General features: G+C 68.5%; 18 protein-coding genes. 14 read left to right on the top strand and 4 right to left on the bottom strand.

The genetic code is table 11. The features are described 5' to 3' along the window. Positions 1-224 precede the first annotated feature (224 nt). Positions 225-788, top strand: a complete 564-nt coding sequence (locus tag ACIBL3_RS42720; RefSeq protein WP_396359733.1) for an NADPH-dependent FMN reductase — start codon at positions 225-227, stop codon at positions 786-788. Between the two features lie 37 nt (positions 789-825). Here ACIBL3_RS42720 and ACIBL3_RS42715 read toward each other — a convergent pair whose 3' ends face one another. Next, complete coding sequence (locus ACIBL3_RS42715; RefSeq protein ID WP_396359732.1) at positions 826-1788, bottom strand: hypothetical protein; 963 nt, start codon at positions 1786-1788, stop codon at positions 826-828. A 236-nt stretch (positions 1789-2024) separates the two neighbouring features. On the opposite strand from ACIBL3_RS42715, the gene ACIBL3_RS42710 reads away from it, so the two are divergent. The 9 genes from ACIBL3_RS42710 (at position 2025) to ACIBL3_RS42670 (ending at position 10946) form a co-directional block, all read left to right on the top strand. Next, the gene (locus ACIBL3_RS42710; protein ID WP_396359731.1) at positions 2025-3557 is read left to right on the top strand and encodes an ABC transporter substrate-binding protein; all 1533 of its coding nucleotides are present in this window, start codon (positions 2025-2027) and stop codon (positions 3555-3557) included. Beyond that, entirely contained in the window at positions 3558-4496 is a 939-nt protein-coding gene (locus ACIBL3_RS42705) for an ABC transporter permease (RefSeq protein WP_396359730.1), read from the top strand. Then, entirely contained in the window at positions 4493-5299 is an 807-nt protein-coding gene (locus tag ACIBL3_RS42700; protein ID WP_396359729.1) for an ABC transporter permease, read from the top strand. The genes ACIBL3_RS42705 and ACIBL3_RS42700 overlap by 4 nt, the downstream gene beginning before the upstream one ends. Next, positions 5296-6888 carry an ABC transporter ATP-binding protein gene (locus ACIBL3_RS42695; protein WP_396359728.1) on the top strand — a complete coding sequence of 531 codons (1593 nt, stop codon included), beginning with the start codon at positions 5296-5298 and terminating at the stop codon, positions 6886-6888. The genes ACIBL3_RS42700 and ACIBL3_RS42695 overlap by 4 nt, the downstream gene beginning before the upstream one ends. Beyond that, entirely contained in the window at positions 6885-7931 is a 1047-nt protein-coding gene (locus ACIBL3_RS42690; protein WP_396359727.1) for a pyridoxal-phosphate dependent enzyme, read from the top strand. Before ACIBL3_RS42695 ends, ACIBL3_RS42690 begins: the two co-directional genes overlap by 4 nt. Before the next feature lie 105 nt (positions 7932-8036). After that, the gene (locus ACIBL3_RS42685) at positions 8037-8216 is read left to right on the top strand and encodes a phytanoyl-CoA dioxygenase family protein (RefSeq protein ID WP_396359726.1); all 180 of its coding nucleotides are present in this window, start codon (positions 8037-8039) and stop codon (positions 8214-8216) included. Further along, entirely contained in the window at positions 8213-9028 is an 816-nt protein-coding gene (locus ACIBL3_RS42680) for a Rossmann-like domain-containing protein (protein WP_396359725.1), read from the top strand. The genes ACIBL3_RS42685 and ACIBL3_RS42680 overlap by 4 nt, the downstream gene beginning before the upstream one ends. A 47-nt stretch (positions 9029-9075) precedes the next feature. Beyond that, positions 9076-10260 (top strand): MFS transporter, encoded by a 1185-nt coding sequence (locus ACIBL3_RS42675; protein ID WP_396359791.1) that lies wholly within the window; start codon positions 9076-9078, stop codon positions 10258-10260. 20 nt (positions 10261-10280) lie between these two features. Then, a complete protein-coding gene (locus tag ACIBL3_RS42670) occupies positions 10281-10946 on the top strand; it encodes a DUF1707 domain-containing protein (protein WP_396359724.1) in 666 nt (221 codons plus the stop codon). Positions 10947-11063: 117 nt separating this feature from the next. Here ACIBL3_RS42670 and ACIBL3_RS42665 read toward each other — a convergent pair whose 3' ends face one another. Continuing rightward, positions 11064-12746, bottom strand: a complete 1683-nt coding sequence (locus ACIBL3_RS42665) for a dolichyl-phosphate-mannose--protein mannosyltransferase (RefSeq protein WP_396359723.1) — start codon at positions 12744-12746, stop codon at positions 11064-11066. Positions 12747-12841: 95 nt separating this feature from the next. Between ACIBL3_RS42665 and ACIBL3_RS42660 the strand changes: the two genes are divergently transcribed. From ACIBL3_RS42660 to metG, 4 genes are read left to right on the top strand one after another with little or no spacing between them, the layout of a single operon-like run. Further along, on the top strand, positions 12842-13081 hold the full coding sequence (locus tag ACIBL3_RS42660) for a hypothetical protein (protein WP_396359722.1): 240 nt from the start codon (positions 12842-12844) through the stop codon (positions 13079-13081). Further along, positions 13078-13494, top strand: coding sequence for a type II toxin-antitoxin system VapC family toxin (locus tag ACIBL3_RS42655; protein ID WP_396359721.1), 417 nt, complete (start codon positions 13078-13080; stop codon positions 13492-13494). The genes ACIBL3_RS42660 and ACIBL3_RS42655 overlap by 4 nt, the downstream gene beginning before the upstream one ends. Further along, positions 13491-14333, top strand: coding sequence for a 16S rRNA (cytidine(1402)-2'-O)-methyltransferase (gene rsmI, locus ACIBL3_RS42650; RefSeq protein WP_396359720.1), 843 nt, complete (start codon positions 13491-13493; stop codon positions 14331-14333). The genes ACIBL3_RS42655 and rsmI overlap by 4 nt, the downstream gene beginning before the upstream one ends. A gap of 28 nt (positions 14334-14361) precedes the next feature. After that, positions 14362-15927: a methionine--tRNA ligase gene (gene metG / locus ACIBL3_RS42645; RefSeq protein ID WP_396359719.1), complete on the top strand. Its 1566-nt coding sequence runs from the start codon at positions 14362-14364 to the stop codon at positions 15925-15927. On the opposite strand, the gene ACIBL3_RS42640 is transcribed toward metG, so the two are convergent. Both ACIBL3_RS42640 and ACIBL3_RS42635 read right to left on the bottom strand, forming a co-directional pair. Continuing rightward, a complete protein-coding gene (locus ACIBL3_RS42640; RefSeq protein WP_396359718.1) occupies positions 15884-16408 on the bottom strand; it encodes a nitroreductase family deazaflavin-dependent oxidoreductase in 525 nt (174 codons plus the stop codon). The two genes, metG and ACIBL3_RS42640, sit on opposite strands and share 44 nt — an antisense overlap. A gap of 21 nt (positions 16409-16429) precedes the next feature. Then, positions 16430-17698 carry a LuxR C-terminal-related transcriptional regulator gene (locus ACIBL3_RS42635; protein ID WP_396359717.1) on the bottom strand — a complete coding sequence of 423 codons (1269 nt, stop codon included), beginning with the start codon at positions 17696-17698 and terminating at the stop codon, positions 16430-16432. Positions 17699-17994: the final 296 nt, after the last annotated feature.

Genomic DNA, 17994 nt, shown 5'->3' with positions numbered 1-17994 from the left:
CATACGGACTTCTGTTGACATATCACCGAGTAGCCGGAACGCCGCGGCGGCGGCAGTCGTCTTGGTGCCGCCTCCCGCGTAGGGCGTAACCATCCTGCGAGCTGAGCGGTGTCCTTTGGGCGTCTTGCGGTACGGGACTTTGGGTTGACGTGTCATCTTGGTGGGGTATTTTGGTGACGCATCATCAAAGAGCTTTGGGCTCCCTTCCCTCCTAAGGAACTGTCATGCCTAAGATCGCGATCATTCTTGGTAGTACTCGGCCAGGCCGGAACGGTGAGGCGGTGGCTCGGTGGGTGCTGGATATCGCCAAGCAGCGTGGTGACGCCGAGTTCGAGTTGGTCGACATCGCGGACTTCGCGTTGCCGCATCTGGATGAGGCGATTCCGCCGTCGATGGGGCAGTACACGCAGCCGCACACGCTGGCCTGGGCCGAGACGATCGACGGCTTCGACGGGTTCGTGTTCGTCACGCCGGAGTACAACCACTCCACGTCCGGCGCGCTGAAGAACGCCATCGACTTCTTGTTCAAGGAGTGGAACGACAAGGCGGCCGGGTTCGTCAGCTACGGCGCGGTCGGCGGCGCGCGGGCGGTCGAGCACCTGCGGCTGGTGATGGGGGAGCTGAAGGTCGCTGACGTCCGCAACCAGGTCACGCTGTCACTGGCCACGGACTTCAAGGACTACAGCGAGTTCACGCCGGCGGCGTACCAGGAGCCTGCGGTACATGCGATGCTCGACCAGGTGGTCAGCTGGAGCAACGCGCTCGCCGCGGTACGGACCGCCGCCTGAAACCTTCCGGCCGCTGCCAAGAGCAGCGGCCGGAACTTCAATCGCCTCGAAGCACGGACGATGAGGCGGCAAGTAGTTCCAGGATGATGAGGGCGACGATGGCGGCGCCGCCGATCAGTAGCCAGCGGGCGTCTGCTGACCACATCCAGCCGAGCAAAACGGTCGGTACGCCGCCGACGAGCAGGAGACCGCCGAGCAGCAGATGGCCCGCCGACAGGCTGCCCGAGCCGACGCCGAGTGCGATGAGGACCACCAGGGCGGGGAGCGCCGTACCGACGACCAGTCCGGTCACCGTCCAGCGCCAGTCGCCGGTCGCGAGTCCGACTGCAACTCCTGCCAGTGCCGGTACGCCGACGCCGAGCAGGGCGACCGCTTCCGGCACCAGGAAGTACGCCTTGTCCCAGAGGCGGTCGCGGTCGGCATACCGTTGCTCGACCTCGCGTGGCCAAGCCTGGGAGATGAGCCGGCGGTAGAGGCCGGTTGCCACGACTGCGCCAGCCGCTGCTGCTCCGAGCGCGGCCCACCGTCCCCCGGCGAACGGCCAGGCGACTAGGCCGGCGGCCAACAAACACAGGCCGAGCAGCAGCGTGATCGCCGGCCAGAAGTCTCGCGCTCGTCCGGCAGGTACGACGAGATCGCCGGCTGCCGCGGCGCGTTGGAAAGCATCCCAGTCGTCGGCGTGGAAGTGCAGCGTGCCGCCGGTCTCGACACCCTCGAGATGCCAATGGCTGACGTACTCGCCGCCGTGAGGATAGGAGTGGACCTCCTCGCCGTGCCGTACCACCACGGCGCCGTTGTCGCTCGGGCGTGCGTGGATCACCTCGTCGAGGAACGTGGCCCACTGGTCGCGGGTGAAGAGCAGCGTCGTGCCCGACGGGCGTCCCGAGTCGTAGATCTGCCGCAGGATCACCCCGTGCCGGCTGATGCCCGCGGCTGCCCAAGTGGCCCGATTGCCGGCGACCGCGACCGAGATCGACTCGAGACGGCGGCGGAGCGGCATGCGGCGACCATACCGGCCAGGAGGTGCTCGACTCAGTAGTGACTCCCGGTACTCGGAGGTAGGTGTCGGTGACACGCCGTCACGAAGAGCAGTGCGTGACGGCGCCGGAAAGAATGAAGTCGTCTCGTTCGGATGCGCGCTGAATTTGACAACGATTTTCATTATCGGCAGGATGCATGTCCGGCGGCGGGTGACTGTGGGGCGTCGCCGGGACCTCTACCGTGAAGGAAACGCGCATGTCCGACCGACTGAACAGACGAGCGTTCCTGGGGGTGGCCGGCGGACTGGGGCTGGCGGCGCTGACCGGGTGTGGATCCGATGGTCAGGCAGCCGCCCAGCCCACGCAGGGTGGACGGCTGCGGGCCGTATACGCCGGTGGCGGCGCCAAGGAGGTGCTCGACCCGCACGTCCAGAGCCTGTTCGTCGACATCGCCCGGCACAAGGCGATGTACGACAAGCTGGTCGAGCTCGGCCCCGACCTGAAGCCGGTGCCGCGGCTGGCGGAGAAGTGGGAGAGTGACGCACAGGCAACGACCTGGCGATTCACGCTCCGGGACGCGACCTTCCACGACGGCAACAAGTTGACCAGCGAGGACGTCCTCCACAGCCTGGCCCGGATCGCCGACCCGAAGGCGCCGGAGCGCGTCGCCCAGTCGTCACTGGCCACCGTGGATCTGCGTCGCTCCAAGGCGATCGACCCGCGGACCGTCGAGCTGACCCTGTCCGCGCCGAACGCCGAATTCCCTGCCCTGCTGGCCGGAATCGGCACTCAGATCGTCCGCGACGGCTTCACCGATCCGACCAAGCCGGTCGGCACCGGTCCCTTCCGGTTCGTCTCCTTCGAGGCCGGCCGATCGATGGTTGCGAGCCGGTACGGCGACTACTGGGAGGACCCGGCGCGGATCGAGGAACTGCACATCCTCTCGGCCGACTCCGAGGCCCGCGCGAACGCCGTACAAGGTGGACAGGCCGAGTACGCGAACGACATGACCGCGACCTTCGCCCGTACGGCGGAAGCCGGAAAGGCGGTCCGGATCGTCGCAGCGAAGGCCAGCACGATGCAGGCGTTCGTGATGAAGTGCGACCAGCCGCCGTTCGACAACCCGGATGTCCGGCTGGCGTTCAAGCTGCTCGCCGACCGGCAACGGCTCGTCGACGTGGTGCTCGCCGGTCGTGGTGCCGTCGGCAACGATCTGTTCGGCAAGGGCTATCAGTACTATCCCGACGACCTGCCGCAGCGGGAGCGTGACGTCGAGCAGGCGAAGGCGCTGCTGGAGAAGGCCGGCCTGGTGGGCAAGGAGATCGAGATCTTCACGGCCGACGCCTCGGCCGGGTTCGTCGAGGCGGCCACGCTGTTCGCCGAGCAGGTCGCCGAGGCGGGCGTGAAGCTCAAGGTCAGCACCGGCAGCCCGCTCACGTACACCAAGGACCTGCTGACCAAGGGTGTGATCGGCAGTCATCGATCCGGCGCGATGCCGATCCCGCAGTACGTCACCGACCGGTTGCTGACCAAGTCGCCGTTCAACGTCACGCACTGGCGCCGGCCCGGGTTCGACGCCGAGTTCGCCGCCGCGCAGGTGCTGACCGACGAGGCGGCCCGATCGGCGAAGTACGGCGTACTGCAGAAGACGCTCCGGGACGAGGGCGGCATCCTGGCCTGGGGGCTGCCGGACTACCTGGTCGCGGTGTCGTCCAAGGTGCAGGGTGTCGACGCGGTGCCGCCGAACACGCTGGACTTCGGCCGGTTCGACAAGGTGTGGCTGGCCTGAATGCGGTCGTACGCCGCGCACCGTGCTGCGCTCGCCGTCTTCCAGCTCGCCGTCCTGTCCGTTCTCGTCTTCGTCCTGACCGCGTTGCTTCCCGGTGACGCTGCCGAGATGCGGTTCACCGAGACGCTGACGCCTGAGCAGGTCGACCGGATGCGGGCGCAGCTCGGGCTGAATCAGCCTGCAGTCGAACGGTTCACGCACTGGTTCGGCGACGTACTCACAGGGGATCTGGGTACGTCGCTGATCAGTGGCCGGCCCGTGATCGACATCGTCAGGGCCTCGATCGGGGCGACGTTGGTGCTGACGCTCGCGACGCTGGCCGTTGTGGTCCCATTGGCCGTTGCCCTGGGCATCGTGATGGGAACCCGTGAGAACGGGCGGCTGGATCGGACGATCACGTCGGTGACGCTGGCTTTCAGTGCGATCCCGGACTTCGTGATCGCGGTGCTGTTGGTAGCGGTGTTCTCGCTCAAGCTCGGCTGGTTGCCGGCGACCTGGATCGGTGGCGATCTGCTGGCGAGTCCGGTGTTGCTGGTGCTGCCGGTCGCGGTGTTGCTCGGCCGGACGGTGTGCTTGCTGTCCCGGCAGGTGCGGGCCGGCACGATCACGGCTCTTCAGGCGGAGTACGTCGTACAGGCTCGACGGCTCGGTGTCCCGCGGCGGCGGTTGTTGTTGCGGCATGTGTTGCCGAACGCCGCTGTGCCGGGGGTGCAGGAGTTGGCGCGGACCGGGGACACCTTGCTGGGTGGGGTTCTGGTGGTGGAGGCGATCTTCGCGATCCCCGGGTTTGCGACGGCGCTTGTCGACGGGGTGGAGACGCGGGATGTGCCGGTGGTGCAAGGGTTGACCCTGGTGCTGGCAGTGGCGGCGCTGGTGATCAACCTTGGTGCGGATCTGGTGTGCAATCGGTTGGTGCCGCGTACGGAGTTGCTGCGATGAGGCGGGTGGCTGCGCGGTTGCCGGTGGGGGTGGCGGCGACGCTTGTCGTTGGGCCGCTTGTGGTGGCCGTCTTCGGGCCGTTCATCGATGTGCGGGCGACGCCTGGGCTGCCTTATGACTCGCAGGGTGTGCTTGGCACGGATGGGCTTGGGCGGGATGTCCTGCAGTTGGTGCTGGATGGTGGGCGGACGGCTCTTGGGATGGCGTTCGGTGCTGTCGCGATTGCTTATCTTGTCGGGGGCTTGATCGGGCTGGTTGCGGCTTCGACTCGGCATCGTTGGCTGGACGAGGCGTTGATCCGTCCCCTCGATGTACTGTTGCCGTTGCCGTCGTTGCTGGTGATCAGTGTGGTCGCGGTCGGGTGGCGGGCGTCGGCGTTCGCGATCACGCTGGCTGTTGCCATGGTCAACGTTCCGACAGTCGCGCGGCTGGTGCGGGCCGCGGCGCTGGACGCGGCGAGCAGCCCGGTCGTCGAGGCGCTCCGGATGCAGCGGGAGAGCTGGATCGGCATCCACCTCGGGTACGTCGGCCGCGCAGTACTCGGCCCGGTCGCCGCCGACATCGGCACCCGCATCACCCTGGCCGTCTTCCTGGTCGCCTCAGTCAACTTCCTCGGCCTAGGCCTGAGCCCCACCGCCCCCGACTGGGCGGTCAGCATCTCCCGAAACCGCGAGGGCCTCCTCCTACAGCCCTGGTCAGTCCTGGCCCCAGCCTTGTTGCTGGTCTCCTTCACCCTAGGCTTCAACCTCCTAGCCGACCGCCTGGTCCACCACACCCGCGGCCTCGCGGAGGTGGGTACATGAACCCGCGCTTCGGCTCTCACCCCACCAACCCGCCCGCTGGGCGGGCGCTTGTGAGCGTTGCCGGCCTAGCGGCTACCGCCGGTCCTGCGATCCTCGTCGACGGGGTGAGCCTCGACGTGTGGCCCGGGCGGGTGACGGCGCTGGTCGGCGCTTCGGGGTCTGGAAAGACGACCTCCGCCCTCGCGTTGCTTGGCGAGCACACCAGTGACGTGCAGCTCTCGGGCTCGGTCGAGGTGGATGGTCTGGTGGTTGTTGACGGCAACGGGCCTACGGCGGCAGCGGCTGGGGTTCGGGGGCGGGTGGTGACGTACATGCCTCAGCATCCGGGGAGTTCGCTCAATCCGGCGCGGCGGGTGGGGGCTGCGTTGCGGGAGTTGGAGAGGTTGCATCATCCGGGGGAACGAGTGGTGCGGGAGGCGTTGCGGGCGGCGCAGTTGCCGGATGATCGGGAGACGTTGCGGCGGTTTCCGCATCAGTTCTCGGGTGGGCAGCGGCAGCGGGTCGCGTTGGCGCAGGCGTTGACGTGCCGGCCCAAGGTGCTCGTGCTGGATGAGCCAAGCACCGGCTTGGACTCGATCACCCGGCTGCAACTCGTCCATGAATTGGAGGACTTGGCGGCGAGCGGGCTCGGGATTCTGCTGCTCAGCCACGACCTCGATCTCGTCCGAGCCCTCGCCGAGCACGTCGTCGTACTGTCCGCCGGCCAGGTTGTCGACTCCGGCGGTCCCGAGGTGTTGCCGAAGAAGCTGGAGCTCCGGCGACCAGGAACCCCCAGCCCAGCCAAACCATTGCTGAAGGCAATAAACCTCACAGCATCACTCAAACCTCGGGGCCGGGACCGGATCCTGCACAACGTCGACCTTGCCGTCCGCCCGGGCCAATGCGTCGGTGTCGTCGGACGCTCGGGCAGCGGCAAGACCACGCTCGCCCGCACCCTGGCCGGCCTGCACGAACGCCACACCGGCCGTATCCTGCTGGACGACGAGGACCTCCCCGTCCTCCGGAAGCGATCGCTCGAGCAGAACCGTCGCGTCCAGTACGTCTGGCAGGAAGTCCGCGGCTCCTTCGACGAACGCCGTACCGTCGACCAGCAGGTCGCCCGGACCGCCCAACGCCTCCGCGGCCTGCCGGGACAAGAGGCCCACGCCGAAGCAGTAGAAACCCTGGCCCGCCTAGGCGTCTCGGCGATCACCGCAGCGCGACCCCCGAGCCGCTTGTCGGGCGGCGAGCTCCAGCGCGCCGCACTCGCAAGGGCAGTGCTCGCGCGTCCCGACGTCCTGATCTGCGACGAGATCACCACCGCCCTCGACGACCACGGTACGACGCTAGTCGTCGAACTACTCGCCGAGCTGAAGGACCGCGGCACCGCACTGGTCTGGATCGGCCACGACCTCGGCCTGGTCGCGGCGGTGTCCGACCACGTCATCGTGATCGACGCCGGCCGCGTCGTCGAGGAAGGACCGCCGGCGTCCGTGATGTCGAGCCCCACGTCCGAGCTGACCCGGCGGCTGGTGAGCGCCGCCCGGCTCGGGCGCCCAGATTCTCCGCCCGTGCCGACCCCCGACATGAGGAGCGAATCGCGCCGATGACGCGACTGCACGATCACCTGGCGGAGGCGATCAAGGACCCGGATCCGATCCGGGTCGGCGACGACCTGATCTGCCTGCGGTTCGAGACGATGAAGGTGTACTCCGCGCTGGGCGCCGTACGCCACCTGCTGGAGACCGGCGCGGTCCGGCCCGGCGACACGCTGATCGACAGCTCGAGCGGGATCTACGCGCACGCGCTGGCGCTGGCCTGCCACCGGTACGGAATGAGGTGTCACATCGTCGGCTCCACCACGGTCGACCGGACGCTGAAGATCCAGCTGGAGATCCTCGGCGCGACCGTCGAGCAGGTGCCGTCGTCGAACAACCTGCAACTCGACCAGAACCTGCGGGTCCGGCGGATCGGCGAGATCCTGCGCGAGAACCCGACGTACCACTGGATGCAGCAATACCACGACGACATCCACTACCTCGGGTACGGCGCGGTCGCCGACCTTGTCAACGACCTGGTGCCGGACGGGCCGCTGTGCCTGGTCGGCGGTGTCGGGACCGGCGCGTCGACCGGCGCGATCGCGGAGTACCTGCGCAACCGCGGGCGGGACGTGAACCTGGTCGGGGTGCAGCCGTTCGGCAGCATCACGTTCGGCGCCGGGCACACCCAGGACCCGGAGATGATCATCGCGGGGATCGGCAGCTCGATCGAGTTCCGGAACGTGCGGCACGAGCTGTACGACCGGATGCACTGGGTCTCGTTCGACTACGCGATGTCGGCGGCGGTAGACCTGCTGCGGACGTCTGGTGTCTTCGCGGGATTGTCCGCGGGGGCGGCGTACCTGTCGGCGCTGTGGGAGCACAACTGCGACAGCGGTCGCAAGCATGTGTTCCTCGCCGCCGACACCGGCACGCGGTACGTCGAGTCCGCTTTTGCCCGTCATGCCGAGGCGCGGCCGATGGCGTCGATGCGGCCGCGGGAGATCGCGTCGCTGGAGGAGCTCGCGGTGCCGTGGTCGGCGATGTCCTGGGACCGGCGGGAGTCGGCGCTGCTCCGGCGCGAAGAGTTCCCATCTGCGACGCCGTCGCATTAGGCTGAGGTGTGTGACGGGGTATGTGGTGCTGCGGGAGTTGTTCACGGCAACGGAAGCCGACCGGTCTGCTGGTGGATCCAACGGTCGTCGACGCGTTCCCGCGCGGTGACGGTGGAGGCGCCGGCTGGGTCGGTCCTCATGTTCCCCGGGCTGATGGTGCACCGCTCGGCGCCGAACCGGACCGCGTCCGATCGCCGCTGGCTGCTGTACTGCTTCCAGCCCGCGGGTCGCCCAGAGTTGTCCGCCCTGACTTACAACCCCGAAAGGCTGGCCGATCTCCCATGACCGCTTCCGTGGCTGCGCTCACCTCCGCTGTACTTGCCGGCTCCCTCGGTGTGCCTCCTGCCGAGCTGTCCGTCACGTCTGCTTTCTGGCTGCATCACACGACGCGGCTGCCGGGGGCTGACGTGACCTACCGGAACTACTACGTGTTGTTGCGGGTCGGCGAGGTGTTCGGGGCTTGCTCGTTCGAGGCGGGGGAGTTGGATCCGTCGTACTGCGCTGATACCTCAGGGCTCACGGTTGCGGAGTTGCTGTCCTCGGAGAGCGTTGCGTTGCCGGTGCGGATCGCGGCGCTGGACGCGTACCTGGCGGCGGTCGAGCCGCATCATGTTTCGGCGGAGGCTGAGGAGATTGTGCTTCCCGCTGGTACGCCGGATGTCCGGGCGCGGGCTCGGGATGCGGCAGTCGCCGGGCTGCTGGATGTTGCTGAGGGCACCAAGGTCGCATTGATCGGGGTGGTGAATCCGCTGGTCGACGCGATCACCGCTCGGGGTGGGGTCTGTTTGCCGTGTGACTTCAACCTTCGCGAGACGGCGTCCGGGTTGCCGGTTTCCCGCGACATGACGGCGGTTGTCGACACCGCCGACGCTGTGGTGGCGACCGGAATGACCTTGTCCAACGGGTCTTTCGACGTCCTGCTTGATCGTTGCCGTCAGCAAGAGAAGCCGCTCGCGGTCTATGCTCAGACCGGAAGCGCCGTGATCCGGTCCTTCCTCGGCTCCGGCGTCACAGCACTCTCCGCCGAGCCCTTCCCCTTCTCCCAATTCAGCTCCCGCCCGAGCAGCCTCTACCGCTACCCTAGGACGGAAACATGAGCAGCCCGAGCCAGAACCCCGCGATCGCCACACCCGTCGTTCCACCGATGCCCACCGAGATACCAGGGGATTGGTGGATGGCGAGGCGGCTTTGGCCGTTCTTGCTGGCGTCGGCGGTGAGTCTTATCCCGTTCACGGTGTTTGGGATGTACCTGGTGCCTATTGCTGGGGTGGCGGGTGGGAGTGTGGCTGAGGTTGGTGGGCTGCGGGGGCTTGGTGGGCTGGCGGCGTTGGTGGCGGGGTTTTCGTTGGCGCCGTTGATCGATCGGATGGCGCGGGAGTTGGTGGCGGCCGGTGGGTTGGCGTTGCTCGGGGTCTCGGCGGCGTTGGGTGCTGTGGGCAACGTGTTTGCGTTGGCGGCGTTCTGCTTGTTGATCGGTGCGTCCACCTCGATCCTGGCGCCCTCGATCGGCGCGGCCGCGGCGGACCGGTTCAAGAGCCCGGCGGCTGCGGGACGGGCGGCGACGCTGGTGTCCGCGACCACGTCGGCGATGGCAATGCTGGCTGCACCGGTTCTCGCCGTACCAGGGATGCTGTGGGGTTGGCGCGGCAACCTGCTCGCCGCGGCAGTCGTCTCGCTCGGGTTGTCGGCGGCGTTCTTCTGGCGTGGTCGCGGCCGAAAAGCTCCACTCAGGACCGGTCAGCGGGTGAGCTACCTGGCGACCTACCGCGAGCTGGCCCGGATTCCCGGCGCGCTGCCGCTGCTCGTGGTCGCGATGCTGCGGACTGCCGCCTTCATGGGCTACCTCGCCTACCTCGCGGCGTTCTACGACGAGAAGTTCGATCTCGCGCCGGGGTGGTTCGCGCTGGTGTGGTCGCTGAGCGGTGCGTCCTTCTTCCTCGGCAACCTGCTGGCCGGCCGCTACATCGCCCTCGAGCGCCCCTGGATCGGCCCCGAAAAGATGCTCATGGTCGGCCTCGCGGTCGCCCTCACCAGCGTCTCGGCCTTCTACTTCTCGCCGAGCCTCCCTCTGACCCTGCTGCTCACCGCGCTGATGGGCGCGAGCCACGCGACGGTCGCCGCCTGCGTCACCACCTTGCTGGTCCGGCGCAGTGGCGACCTGCGCGGATCGGCGCTCAGCGTCAACGCGGCCGGCATGAGTCTCGGCACCTTCCTCGGCGCCGCGCTCGGCGGACTGGGTCTCGGGCTCGGTGGATACCCCGGCACCGCCCTGACTTTCGCGTCGATCACCCTGATCGCGGTCGGATTTGCGCTGCGGGTGCGACGCTGAGGGAGTTATCGTTCGGTGCTATGGAGAACCTGCCCGACCGCCAGCACCCGCACGCGCACCTGCGTGCCTCCGACACCGATCGTGACCGCGTGGTCGACGTACTGCGGGATGCGCTGATGTCGGGCCGGTTGACGCAGGACGAGCACGCCGAGCGGCTCGAGCAGACCCTGCAGGCCAGGACCCTGGGCGAGCTCGAGCCGATCACGCAGGACCTCGTCATCCCGGCGCAGGCGACGCCGGCGGCCGCACCGTCGAACAGCCCGGTGCCGATCGAGGAGCCGGCCAACCCGTCCGACAGCTTCGACACCATGTTCGCGATCTTCGGCGGTGGCGAGCGGAAGGGCCGGTGGCGGGTCAAGCGCCGGACCAACGCGGTTGCGATCTTCGGCGGGCACGACCTGGACATGACGGACGCGGTGTTCGAGGGCCGCGAGGTGACGATCTACGCGTTCGCGATCTTCGGCGGGATCGACCTGACCGTCCCGGACTCGGTCGAGGTGCGCAACCAGGGCGTCGGCATCTTCGGTGGCTTCGGCGCCCGCGGCGGCGACTCACCCGACCCCAACGCCCCCGTGGTCATCGTCAAGGGCCTGGCCCTGTTCGGCGGCGTCGGCGGCCAGGTCTCCTCCAAGCGCCACAAGAAACGGTTCAAGAACCACGGCGGCCACGGCCAGCTGGACCACTGACCGCTCCGAATTTCGCTGGCTGACCCACCAAACGCCGGGTTCTGCACCGTGATTCCGGGTGGCAAACCCCCAACCGGGTTGGCCTGCCAGCCAAATGGGGCACGACAGGTGGGTGGGTTAGATCCAGGACTTGAACCACATTCGCTGGAGCCAGTCCGGGTGTGGGAGGACCTTGTCCGTGAGGATCGGCCAGATGTAGGCGAAGTTCAGCACGACCAGTACGACGAAGGCGCCGACGACCGCGCTGCCGACCAGGCGGCGCGGGCTCGCCTGACCGAGCGCCGTACGCGCCGGCCCGAGGATCTTGCCGAGGACCAGCGCCAGCGCCATCACCGTGAACGGGACCATCGTGACGGCGTAGAAGAAGAAGATCGGTCTGTCGTCGAACGCGAACCACGGCACCCAGCACGTCACGAACCCGATGAGTGGGACGCCGAACCGCCAGTCCCGCTGGCCTACCCAGAACACCAGCGCGGCGAGCAGCGCCAGTGCACCACCCCACCACAGCAGCGGCGTCCCGAGCGCGGAGATCACCGACAGGCAGTTGGTCCCGGCGGGCGCGGTGCAGCCGTTCGTGCCGGGCTTGATGTCGTTGACCGCGTCGAACCCGATCGGGCGGGCGATGATCGGCCAGCCGGCCGGGTTCGAGGCGTACGGGTGGGTGGCGTTCTTGATGTAGTCGCCGGTGTGGAACGCCAGCACTTCCTGGTGGTAGTGGATCAGTGACCGGAAGTCGTCCGGGACCACCTTCATCACGCCGTGCGCCGGGTTCTTGGACGCGTAGTCGTGGTCGTAGGCGTTGTCGTGCAGCAGCCAGCCGGTCCAGGTCGCGGTGTAGGTGACGAGCGCGACCAGCACCAGGCTGAAGAACGCCGGGATGCCGTCGACCAGCGCCGACTTCACGAACGCGTGCCGGACGCCGAGCGCCCGCCGCGCGCCGAGGTCCCAGGCGAAGGTCAGCAGGCCGAACCCGGCGATCACCCAGACCGCGGACCACTTGGTGCCGAGCGCGAGCCCGAAGCACACACCGGCCGCGAGCCGCCACGGGCGGATCAGCAACCAACGGCCGAGGGTACGGCGCTCGCCGTCGGGGACCGGCCTGTCGAGGGAGTCGGCGTGCCGGCGGCGGGTCCAGTCCCGGTCGGCGACGAGGCAGGAGACCGCGGCGACCAGCCAGAACGCCAGGAAGATGTCGAGCAGCGCGACCCGGGACATCACGAAGTGCAGGCCGTCGACCGCCAGCAGCAGGCCGGCGACGCAGCCGATCAGGGTCGACCGGGTCATCCGCCGTACGGTCCGGATCAGCAGCAGCACGGTGAGCGTGCCGAACAGGGCCGGCATGAACCGCCAGCCGAACGTGTTCATCCCGAACAGTTGCTCGCCGGCAGCGATCATCCACTTGCCGACCTCGGGGTGCACGGTCAGGCTCGGGGTGTCCTTGAAGACGTCCAGGTTGCCGGCCAGGATCGCCTTGTCCGCGGCGCCCTCGGGCTGGTCGATGAACTGCCGCGCGTAGCCGAACTTGAGCAGGCTGAACGCGTCCTTGGCGTAGTACGTCTCGTCGAAGACGAACTTCACCGGGTTGCCGAGGTCCCAGAACCGCAGGAACCCGGCCAGCGCGGTGATCGCCAGGGTCGCGATCCAGCCGCCCTCGAAGTCTTTCGGCATCGGCGGGTACAACCGCTCCTTGAGCGGTGGCAGCCGCCTCCCGAGCACGTCCCGCCCGAGCGTTTCCCGCCCCTCGGCAGCGTCCCCCCGCCGAGCAGTCCCGTCCTCGATCACAGCAGTCACGCCCGCCATCGTACGGACGCATCAGTACCACCGCCTCTCGCGCACCAAGCCGACGGGCTGTGGACAACCGAAAACAGGGGGTCTGACCTCCTACAATCAGTGACATGAGCACGCCACGCGAGGAGCTGCACGCTCTGATCGACGAGTTGCCCGACGAAGCCGCCGCGGAGCTCGTGCCTGACATGCGGGAGATCCTCAAGCGTCGCCTGGAGGTGCGGCGCCGCAGGGCTGCGGAGCCTCGGCCGTGGCCGCCGTCGTGGTTCGGCGCCGGTGCGGGCAGCCGCCCTGACATCGCGCGGCGGAGCGAGGAAATCCTGCGAGACGAGCTCGGTCGGCAGGAGTGATCGTCGTCGACAACGGCCCGCTCGTCGCCGCGGTGCTGTACAACGACGACGACCATCGTGCCTGCGTCGATCTGTTCGCCGCTGCCCACCTCAACCGGGAACAGTTGGTGGTGCCGAGCCTCGTGGTCACCGAGGCTTGCTACCTCATTCAGCGGGAGGTCGGTGCGAAAGTCGAGGCCGACTTCGTGGAGTCGCTCGCGGCGGGTGACTTCGCGGTTGCCGAGTGCGACTCCGAGCTCGAGCGGATCGCGGTACTGATGCGCAAGTACGCCGACCTTCCGCTCGGAGTGGTGGATGCCTCGGTGGTCGCGACAGCGGAGGCGCTCGGTGCGCGCGAGGTCGCCACCTTGGATCGTCGGCATTTCAGTGTTGTGCGGCCGCGCCATGTCGACACGTTCACGCTTCTGCCATGAGCGGGCGATTGGTGTTGGCTGGGACGCCCATTGGGGACCTGCTGGATGCTTCGCCGCGGTTGGCGCGAGTGCTGGGTGAGGCTGATGTGGTGGCGGCTGAGGATACTCGGCGGTTGCGGCGGTTGACGTCGGAGTTGGGGGTTGTGGTCGCTGGGCGGGTGGTTAGTTATTTCGAGGGCAATGAGCGGGAGCGGACGCCGGAGTTGCTGGAGGCGCTGACCGCGGGGCAGACCGTGGTTGTGGTGACGGACGCGGGGATGCCGAGTGTCTCGGATCCGGGATACCGGCTGGTGGCTGCCGCGATCGAGGCCGGCGTCGACGTGACCGCCGTACCCGGGCCGTCCGCCGTACTGACTGCGCTGGCGCTGTCCGGGCTCCCGGTGGACCGGTTCACGTTCGAGGGGTTCCTGCCGCGGAAGCCGGGGGAGCGGGCCCGGCGGCTGGGTGAGCTGGCGGACGAGCCGCGGACGATGGTGTTCTTCGAGGCCCCGCACCGGCTGGCCGCCTCCCTCGAGGCGATGGCGGAGGCCTTCGGGGCGGACCGTCGTACGGCGGTCTGCCGCGAGCTCACCAAGACGTACGAAGAGGTCAAGCGCGGCCCGCTCACGGAGCTGGCCGAGTGGGCGGCGGACGGCGTACGCGGGGAGATCACCCTCGTCGTGGCCGGGGCGGACCCGCACAAGGTGCTGACTCCGGAGGACCTCGCGCGGGAGGTCGCGACGGACGAGGAAGCCGGAACACCCCGTAAACAGGCCATTGCGGATGTCGCCAAGCGCTTCAACGTTCCCAAACGGACCGTGTACGACGCTGTGCTCGCCGCCCGGGACCCTGGTAAATAGCGCTGGCGCGCACCACTACCCTTTTCCTATGTCCGAGAAGGCCTATTACGTCACCACCCCGATCTACTACGTCACGGCCGCGCCGCACATCGGCAGCGCGTACACCACCGTGGCCGGGGACGTCCTCACCCGTTGGCACGCGCAGCGCGGCGAGCGGAAGTGGTACCTGACCGGTACCGACGAGCACGGCGAGAAGGTGATGCGCAGCGCGCAGGCCCAGGGCATGTCGCCCAAGGAGTGGACCGACAAGCTTGTCGAGGAGGCCTGGAAGCCGGCCTGGGTCGACGTCGACATCGCGTACGACGACTTCATCCGGACCACCGAGCAGCGGCACACCGAGCGGGTCCGCGAGTTCTGGCAGACGCTGTACGACAAGGGCGACGTCTACCAGGGGCAGTACGAGGGCCTGTACTGCGTCGGCTGCGAGGAGTTCAAGCTGCCCGCGGACATCCGGGTCGACGAGGACGGCACCCAGCGGTGCATGATCCACGGCACCGAGCTCGAGACGGTCGCGGAGACGAACTACTTCTTCCGGCTCTCGGCGTACGCCGACAAGCTGATCGAGCTGTACGAGTCGCAGCCCGACTTCGTGGCGCCCGCGAGCGCCCGCAACGAGGTGATCGCGTTCGTCAAGCAGGGTCTGCAGGACCTGTCGATCACCCGGTCGACCTTCGACTGGGGCATCCCGGTCCCGTGGGACGAGGACCACGTCCTCTACGTCTGGATCGACGCGCTGCTCAACTACGTGACGGCGGCGGGCTACGGCACGGACCCGGAGCGGTTCGAGGAGCTCTGGCCGGTCGACGTGCACCTGGTCGGCAAGGACATCCTGCGTTTCCACGCGGTGATCTGGCCGGCGATGCTGATGGCCGCCGGGGTCGCGGTGCCGAAGCAGGTGTTCGCGCACGGCTGGCTGCTGGTCGGCGGCGAGAAGATGAGCAAGTCGAAGCTGACCGCGATCGCGCCGCACGAGATCACCGACCACTTCGGCTCGGACGCCTTCCGGTACTACTTCCTGCGCACCATCCAGTTCGGCTCGGACGGGTCGTTCTCGTGGGAGCACCTGAGCGCGGTCTACACCTCCGAGCTCGCCAACGGCCTGGGCAACCTCGCCAGCCGGATCGCGGCGATGGTCGGCAAGTACTTCGACGGCGTCCTGCCCGAGCCGACCGACCACGGACCGGCCGAGCAGGCGCTGGCGGACAAGCTGACCCAGACCGTGGCGATCGCGGACAAGGCAATCGACACGCTGGCCTTCCACGACGCGCTGGCCGCGATCAACGACCTGGTCGGCGCGATCAACGGCTACGTCACCGAGCAGGAGCCGTGGAAGGTCGCCAAGGACGACTCGAAGCGCGACCGCCTCGCCACGATCCTGTACTCGTCCGCCGAGGCGCTGCGCGCGGTCGCCGTACTGCACAACCCGACCATGCCCAAGACATCGGCCAAGCTCTGGACCCTCCTCGGCGCCGAGGAGAAGCTCGGCTCCCTCAAGGACCAGCACGTCCAGGACGCGGCAACCTGGGGCCAGCTCCCCGCCGGAGCCACCCTCACGAAGGGCGACCCGCTGTTCCCCCGCCTCGAGGAGTCCTGACGTCGGGCCGCAGCCTCAGCACGGGAATCGTGCGATTGGCTGCCCACCCGCGGTACCGGGTGAATCCGGCGAACACCGCTTCACCGCGCCGGTAGTCGCGCTCGCGCTCCGCACCCTGCAGTTCGTACGCGACGACCTCGCGGCTCTGGCCGTCGACGACGATCGTGGCGTGCTGGTCGGCCCGGAGGTTGAAGTACCAGGCCGGGTGGCCGGGGCGGCCGTAGTTGGACGCGATCAGGATGAACTCCTGACCGTCCGGCAGCCCCAGTAAGGGCGTCGTCCTGGGCAGCCCGGTCCGCGCGCCCGTCGTGGTCAGCATGATGATCGGCAGCCCGGCCAGCCAGGACGTCGCGCTCGCCCGGCCATGGCTCAAGCGATAGACGAGCCGGTCGAGGGGCGGCTGGATGATCCCGTAGAACCTGGCCATTGGCAGCGTGGCCGCCGACCGTCGCACCATCCGGTGGAGGCGTCTGGGTCTCACCCGGCCACGCTAACAAAACAACTAGAGCGCGGTTGCGTGGTAGAGGGCGGCGGCCTGGGTTCGGGTGGTGACGGAGAGTTTGGTGAGGATGTTGGCCACGTGGAACTTGACCGTGGACTCGCTGATGTGGAGGTCGTCGGCGATCGAGCGGTTGCGGTGACCCTGGGCCAGGCGTTCGAGGACTTCGAGCTCGCGGGTGCCGAGGGGAGCCAGCGGGTCTGACGTGACGGTTTGGGGCGCCGAGCCGGCGTGCAGGGTGATGCGCGCGGTGAGGCCCCAGCCCGGGACGGCGTCCAGGTCCAGGTCGCCTTCGTGCAGGCGGAGGCGTTCGGCCAGCTGACCGAGGTCGAGGACGTCCTCGAGCCGCCCGGGACCGTCGTCGCGGACGGTCGCCTCGAGGTCCGTGCCGTTCCATCGCCAGCCGACGCGGATCCGCCGTACGCCGTCCTGTGTGAGCATCGCCAGCACCACCGAGCGCACCGCGACCCGGGCCCGGTGCGCGACCCCGGCTGGGACCAACTTGTCGTTGCCGGGGGTGTCGAGTTCGAGGTCGACCGGGCCGTGCCGTAGCAGCGCACGGAGCGAGTCGGCGAGCCGGTCGAACGCCTTGCCGGCCGGCTCCTCGCCACTGCACACCCGGTCTCGCTGAGTGTCGTTGCGTAGGTCGGACAGGCCGTTCAGCGCCATCTCGACGGCCATCGTCCGGGCTGAGGCGTCGTCGATCCGCTGGTTCCGCAGTACGCCGAGAATCGTGGCGAGCGTGGCAGCGTGCGCCTCACCGAGCTCGGCGGCGACGTCGTTCCGCGCCTCCGCGACCGCCCGGTTCTGGGCGAGCGCACCGGGTTCGCGTTCTAGTGTGAGCCGGTACATGTGGATGGTGACCAGGTCCCACAGCTCCTGCAGGACTGCGGCCGCTGCCGTCGGCGTCTCGTCGTACTGGATGAAGACGACCACGGATCCGCGCGGCGCCCGGTCGCTGGAGACGGCCAGCACGGGATACTCCGCGCCCGCGATCGGTACGACGCCCTGCCACGGCTGACCGGCCGTCACGGTGCCGAGCAGCGCGGCCAGGTCGGCGCCGGTGATCGCCTCCGCGAGCGCGGGCTCGCCGTGCGCGGTGACCGGGGTCGACGCGCACTGGGAGGCGAGTTGCGCGACCGCGCGATGCGGAACGAGCTCGGCGGTCGCCGTCGACAGCCGGTCGAGGATCTCGTTCGGCGGTCCGTCGATGATCTGCGCCACCGCCGCGAGCACCTCCGCCGCGTCGAGCACCTCGTCAGTCCTCAGCATGTCCTTCAGCCTACGTCGGTTGACGCGTCCACCTAAGCCCCGGTCCGCGGCTCCTGGCGCGCTGCGCGGCGCTCGGCGGGCACATCGCGGCGTTGGAGGGCGAGGCACGGAGAACCCCACTCCGAGCCTCGCCCTCCGCCTTGCGCTGCACTCCGCCGAGCACCTGCTCGCTGCTGCCAGGAGCCACGGACCGAGGCTTAGCCCCAACGCCGTTCGGTTACGGCTGAGGTTGAAACCGCAAGAGTCGGCGTTTCGGCTGGTGAGATGGGTGCAGCCCTTGTAGGAGTAGCCGGTCC

Source organism: Kribbella sp. NPDC050124, from assembly GCF_044460355.1.
Lineage (GTDB): Bacteria > Actinomycetota > Actinomycetes > Propionibacteriales > Kribbellaceae > Kribbella.
Note: the sequence above shows the minus strand (reverse complement) of the source record. Positions and strands in the feature narration are given on the sequence as shown.

Coding starts and splice junctions, on each gene's coding strand:
- ACIBL3_RS42720 (WP_396359733.1), top strand. CDS start 225: ATGCCTAAGATCGCGATCATTCTTGGTAGTACTCGGCCAGGCCGGAAC.
- ACIBL3_RS42715 (WP_396359732.1), bottom strand. CDS start 1,788: ATGCCGCTCCGCCGCCGTCTCGAGTCGATCTCGGTCGCGGTCGCCGGC.
- ACIBL3_RS42710 (WP_396359731.1), top strand. CDS start 2,025: ATGTCCGACCGACTGAACAGACGAGCGTTCCTGGGGGTGGCCGGCGGA.
- ACIBL3_RS42705 (WP_396359730.1), top strand. CDS start 3,558: ATGCGGTCGTACGCCGCGCACCGTGCTGCGCTCGCCGTCTTCCAGCTC.
- ACIBL3_RS42700 (WP_396359729.1), top strand. CDS start 4,493: ATGAGGCGGGTGGCTGCGCGGTTGCCGGTGGGGGTGGCGGCGACGCTT.
- ACIBL3_RS42695 (WP_396359728.1), top strand. CDS start 5,296: ATGAACCCGCGCTTCGGCTCTCACCCCACCAACCCGCCCGCTGGGCGG.
- ACIBL3_RS42690 (WP_396359727.1), top strand. CDS start 6,885: ATGACGCGACTGCACGATCACCTGGCGGAGGCGATCAAGGACCCGGAT.
- ACIBL3_RS42680 (WP_396359725.1), top strand. CDS start 8,213: ATGACCGCTTCCGTGGCTGCGCTCACCTCCGCTGTACTTGCCGGCTCC.
- ACIBL3_RS42675 (WP_396359791.1), top strand. CDS start 9,076: ATGCCCACCGAGATACCAGGGGATTGGTGGATGGCGAGGCGGCTTTGG.
- ACIBL3_RS42670 (WP_396359724.1), top strand. CDS start 10,281: ATGGAGAACCTGCCCGACCGCCAGCACCCGCACGCGCACCTGCGTGCC.
- ACIBL3_RS42665 (WP_396359723.1), bottom strand. CDS start 12,746: ATGGCGGGCGTGACTGCTGTGATCGAGGACGGGACTGCTCGGCGGGGG.
- ACIBL3_RS42660 (WP_396359722.1), top strand. CDS start 12,842: ATGAGCACGCCACGCGAGGAGCTGCACGCTCTGATCGACGAGTTGCCC.
- rsmI (WP_396359720.1), top strand. CDS start 13,491: ATGAGCGGGCGATTGGTGTTGGCTGGGACGCCCATTGGGGACCTGCTG.
- metG (WP_396359719.1), top strand. CDS start 14,362: ATGTCCGAGAAGGCCTATTACGTCACCACCCCGATCTACTACGTCACG.
- ACIBL3_RS42635 (WP_396359717.1), bottom strand. CDS start 17,698: ATGCTGAGGACTGACGAGGTGCTCGACGCGGCGGAGGTGCTCGCGGCG.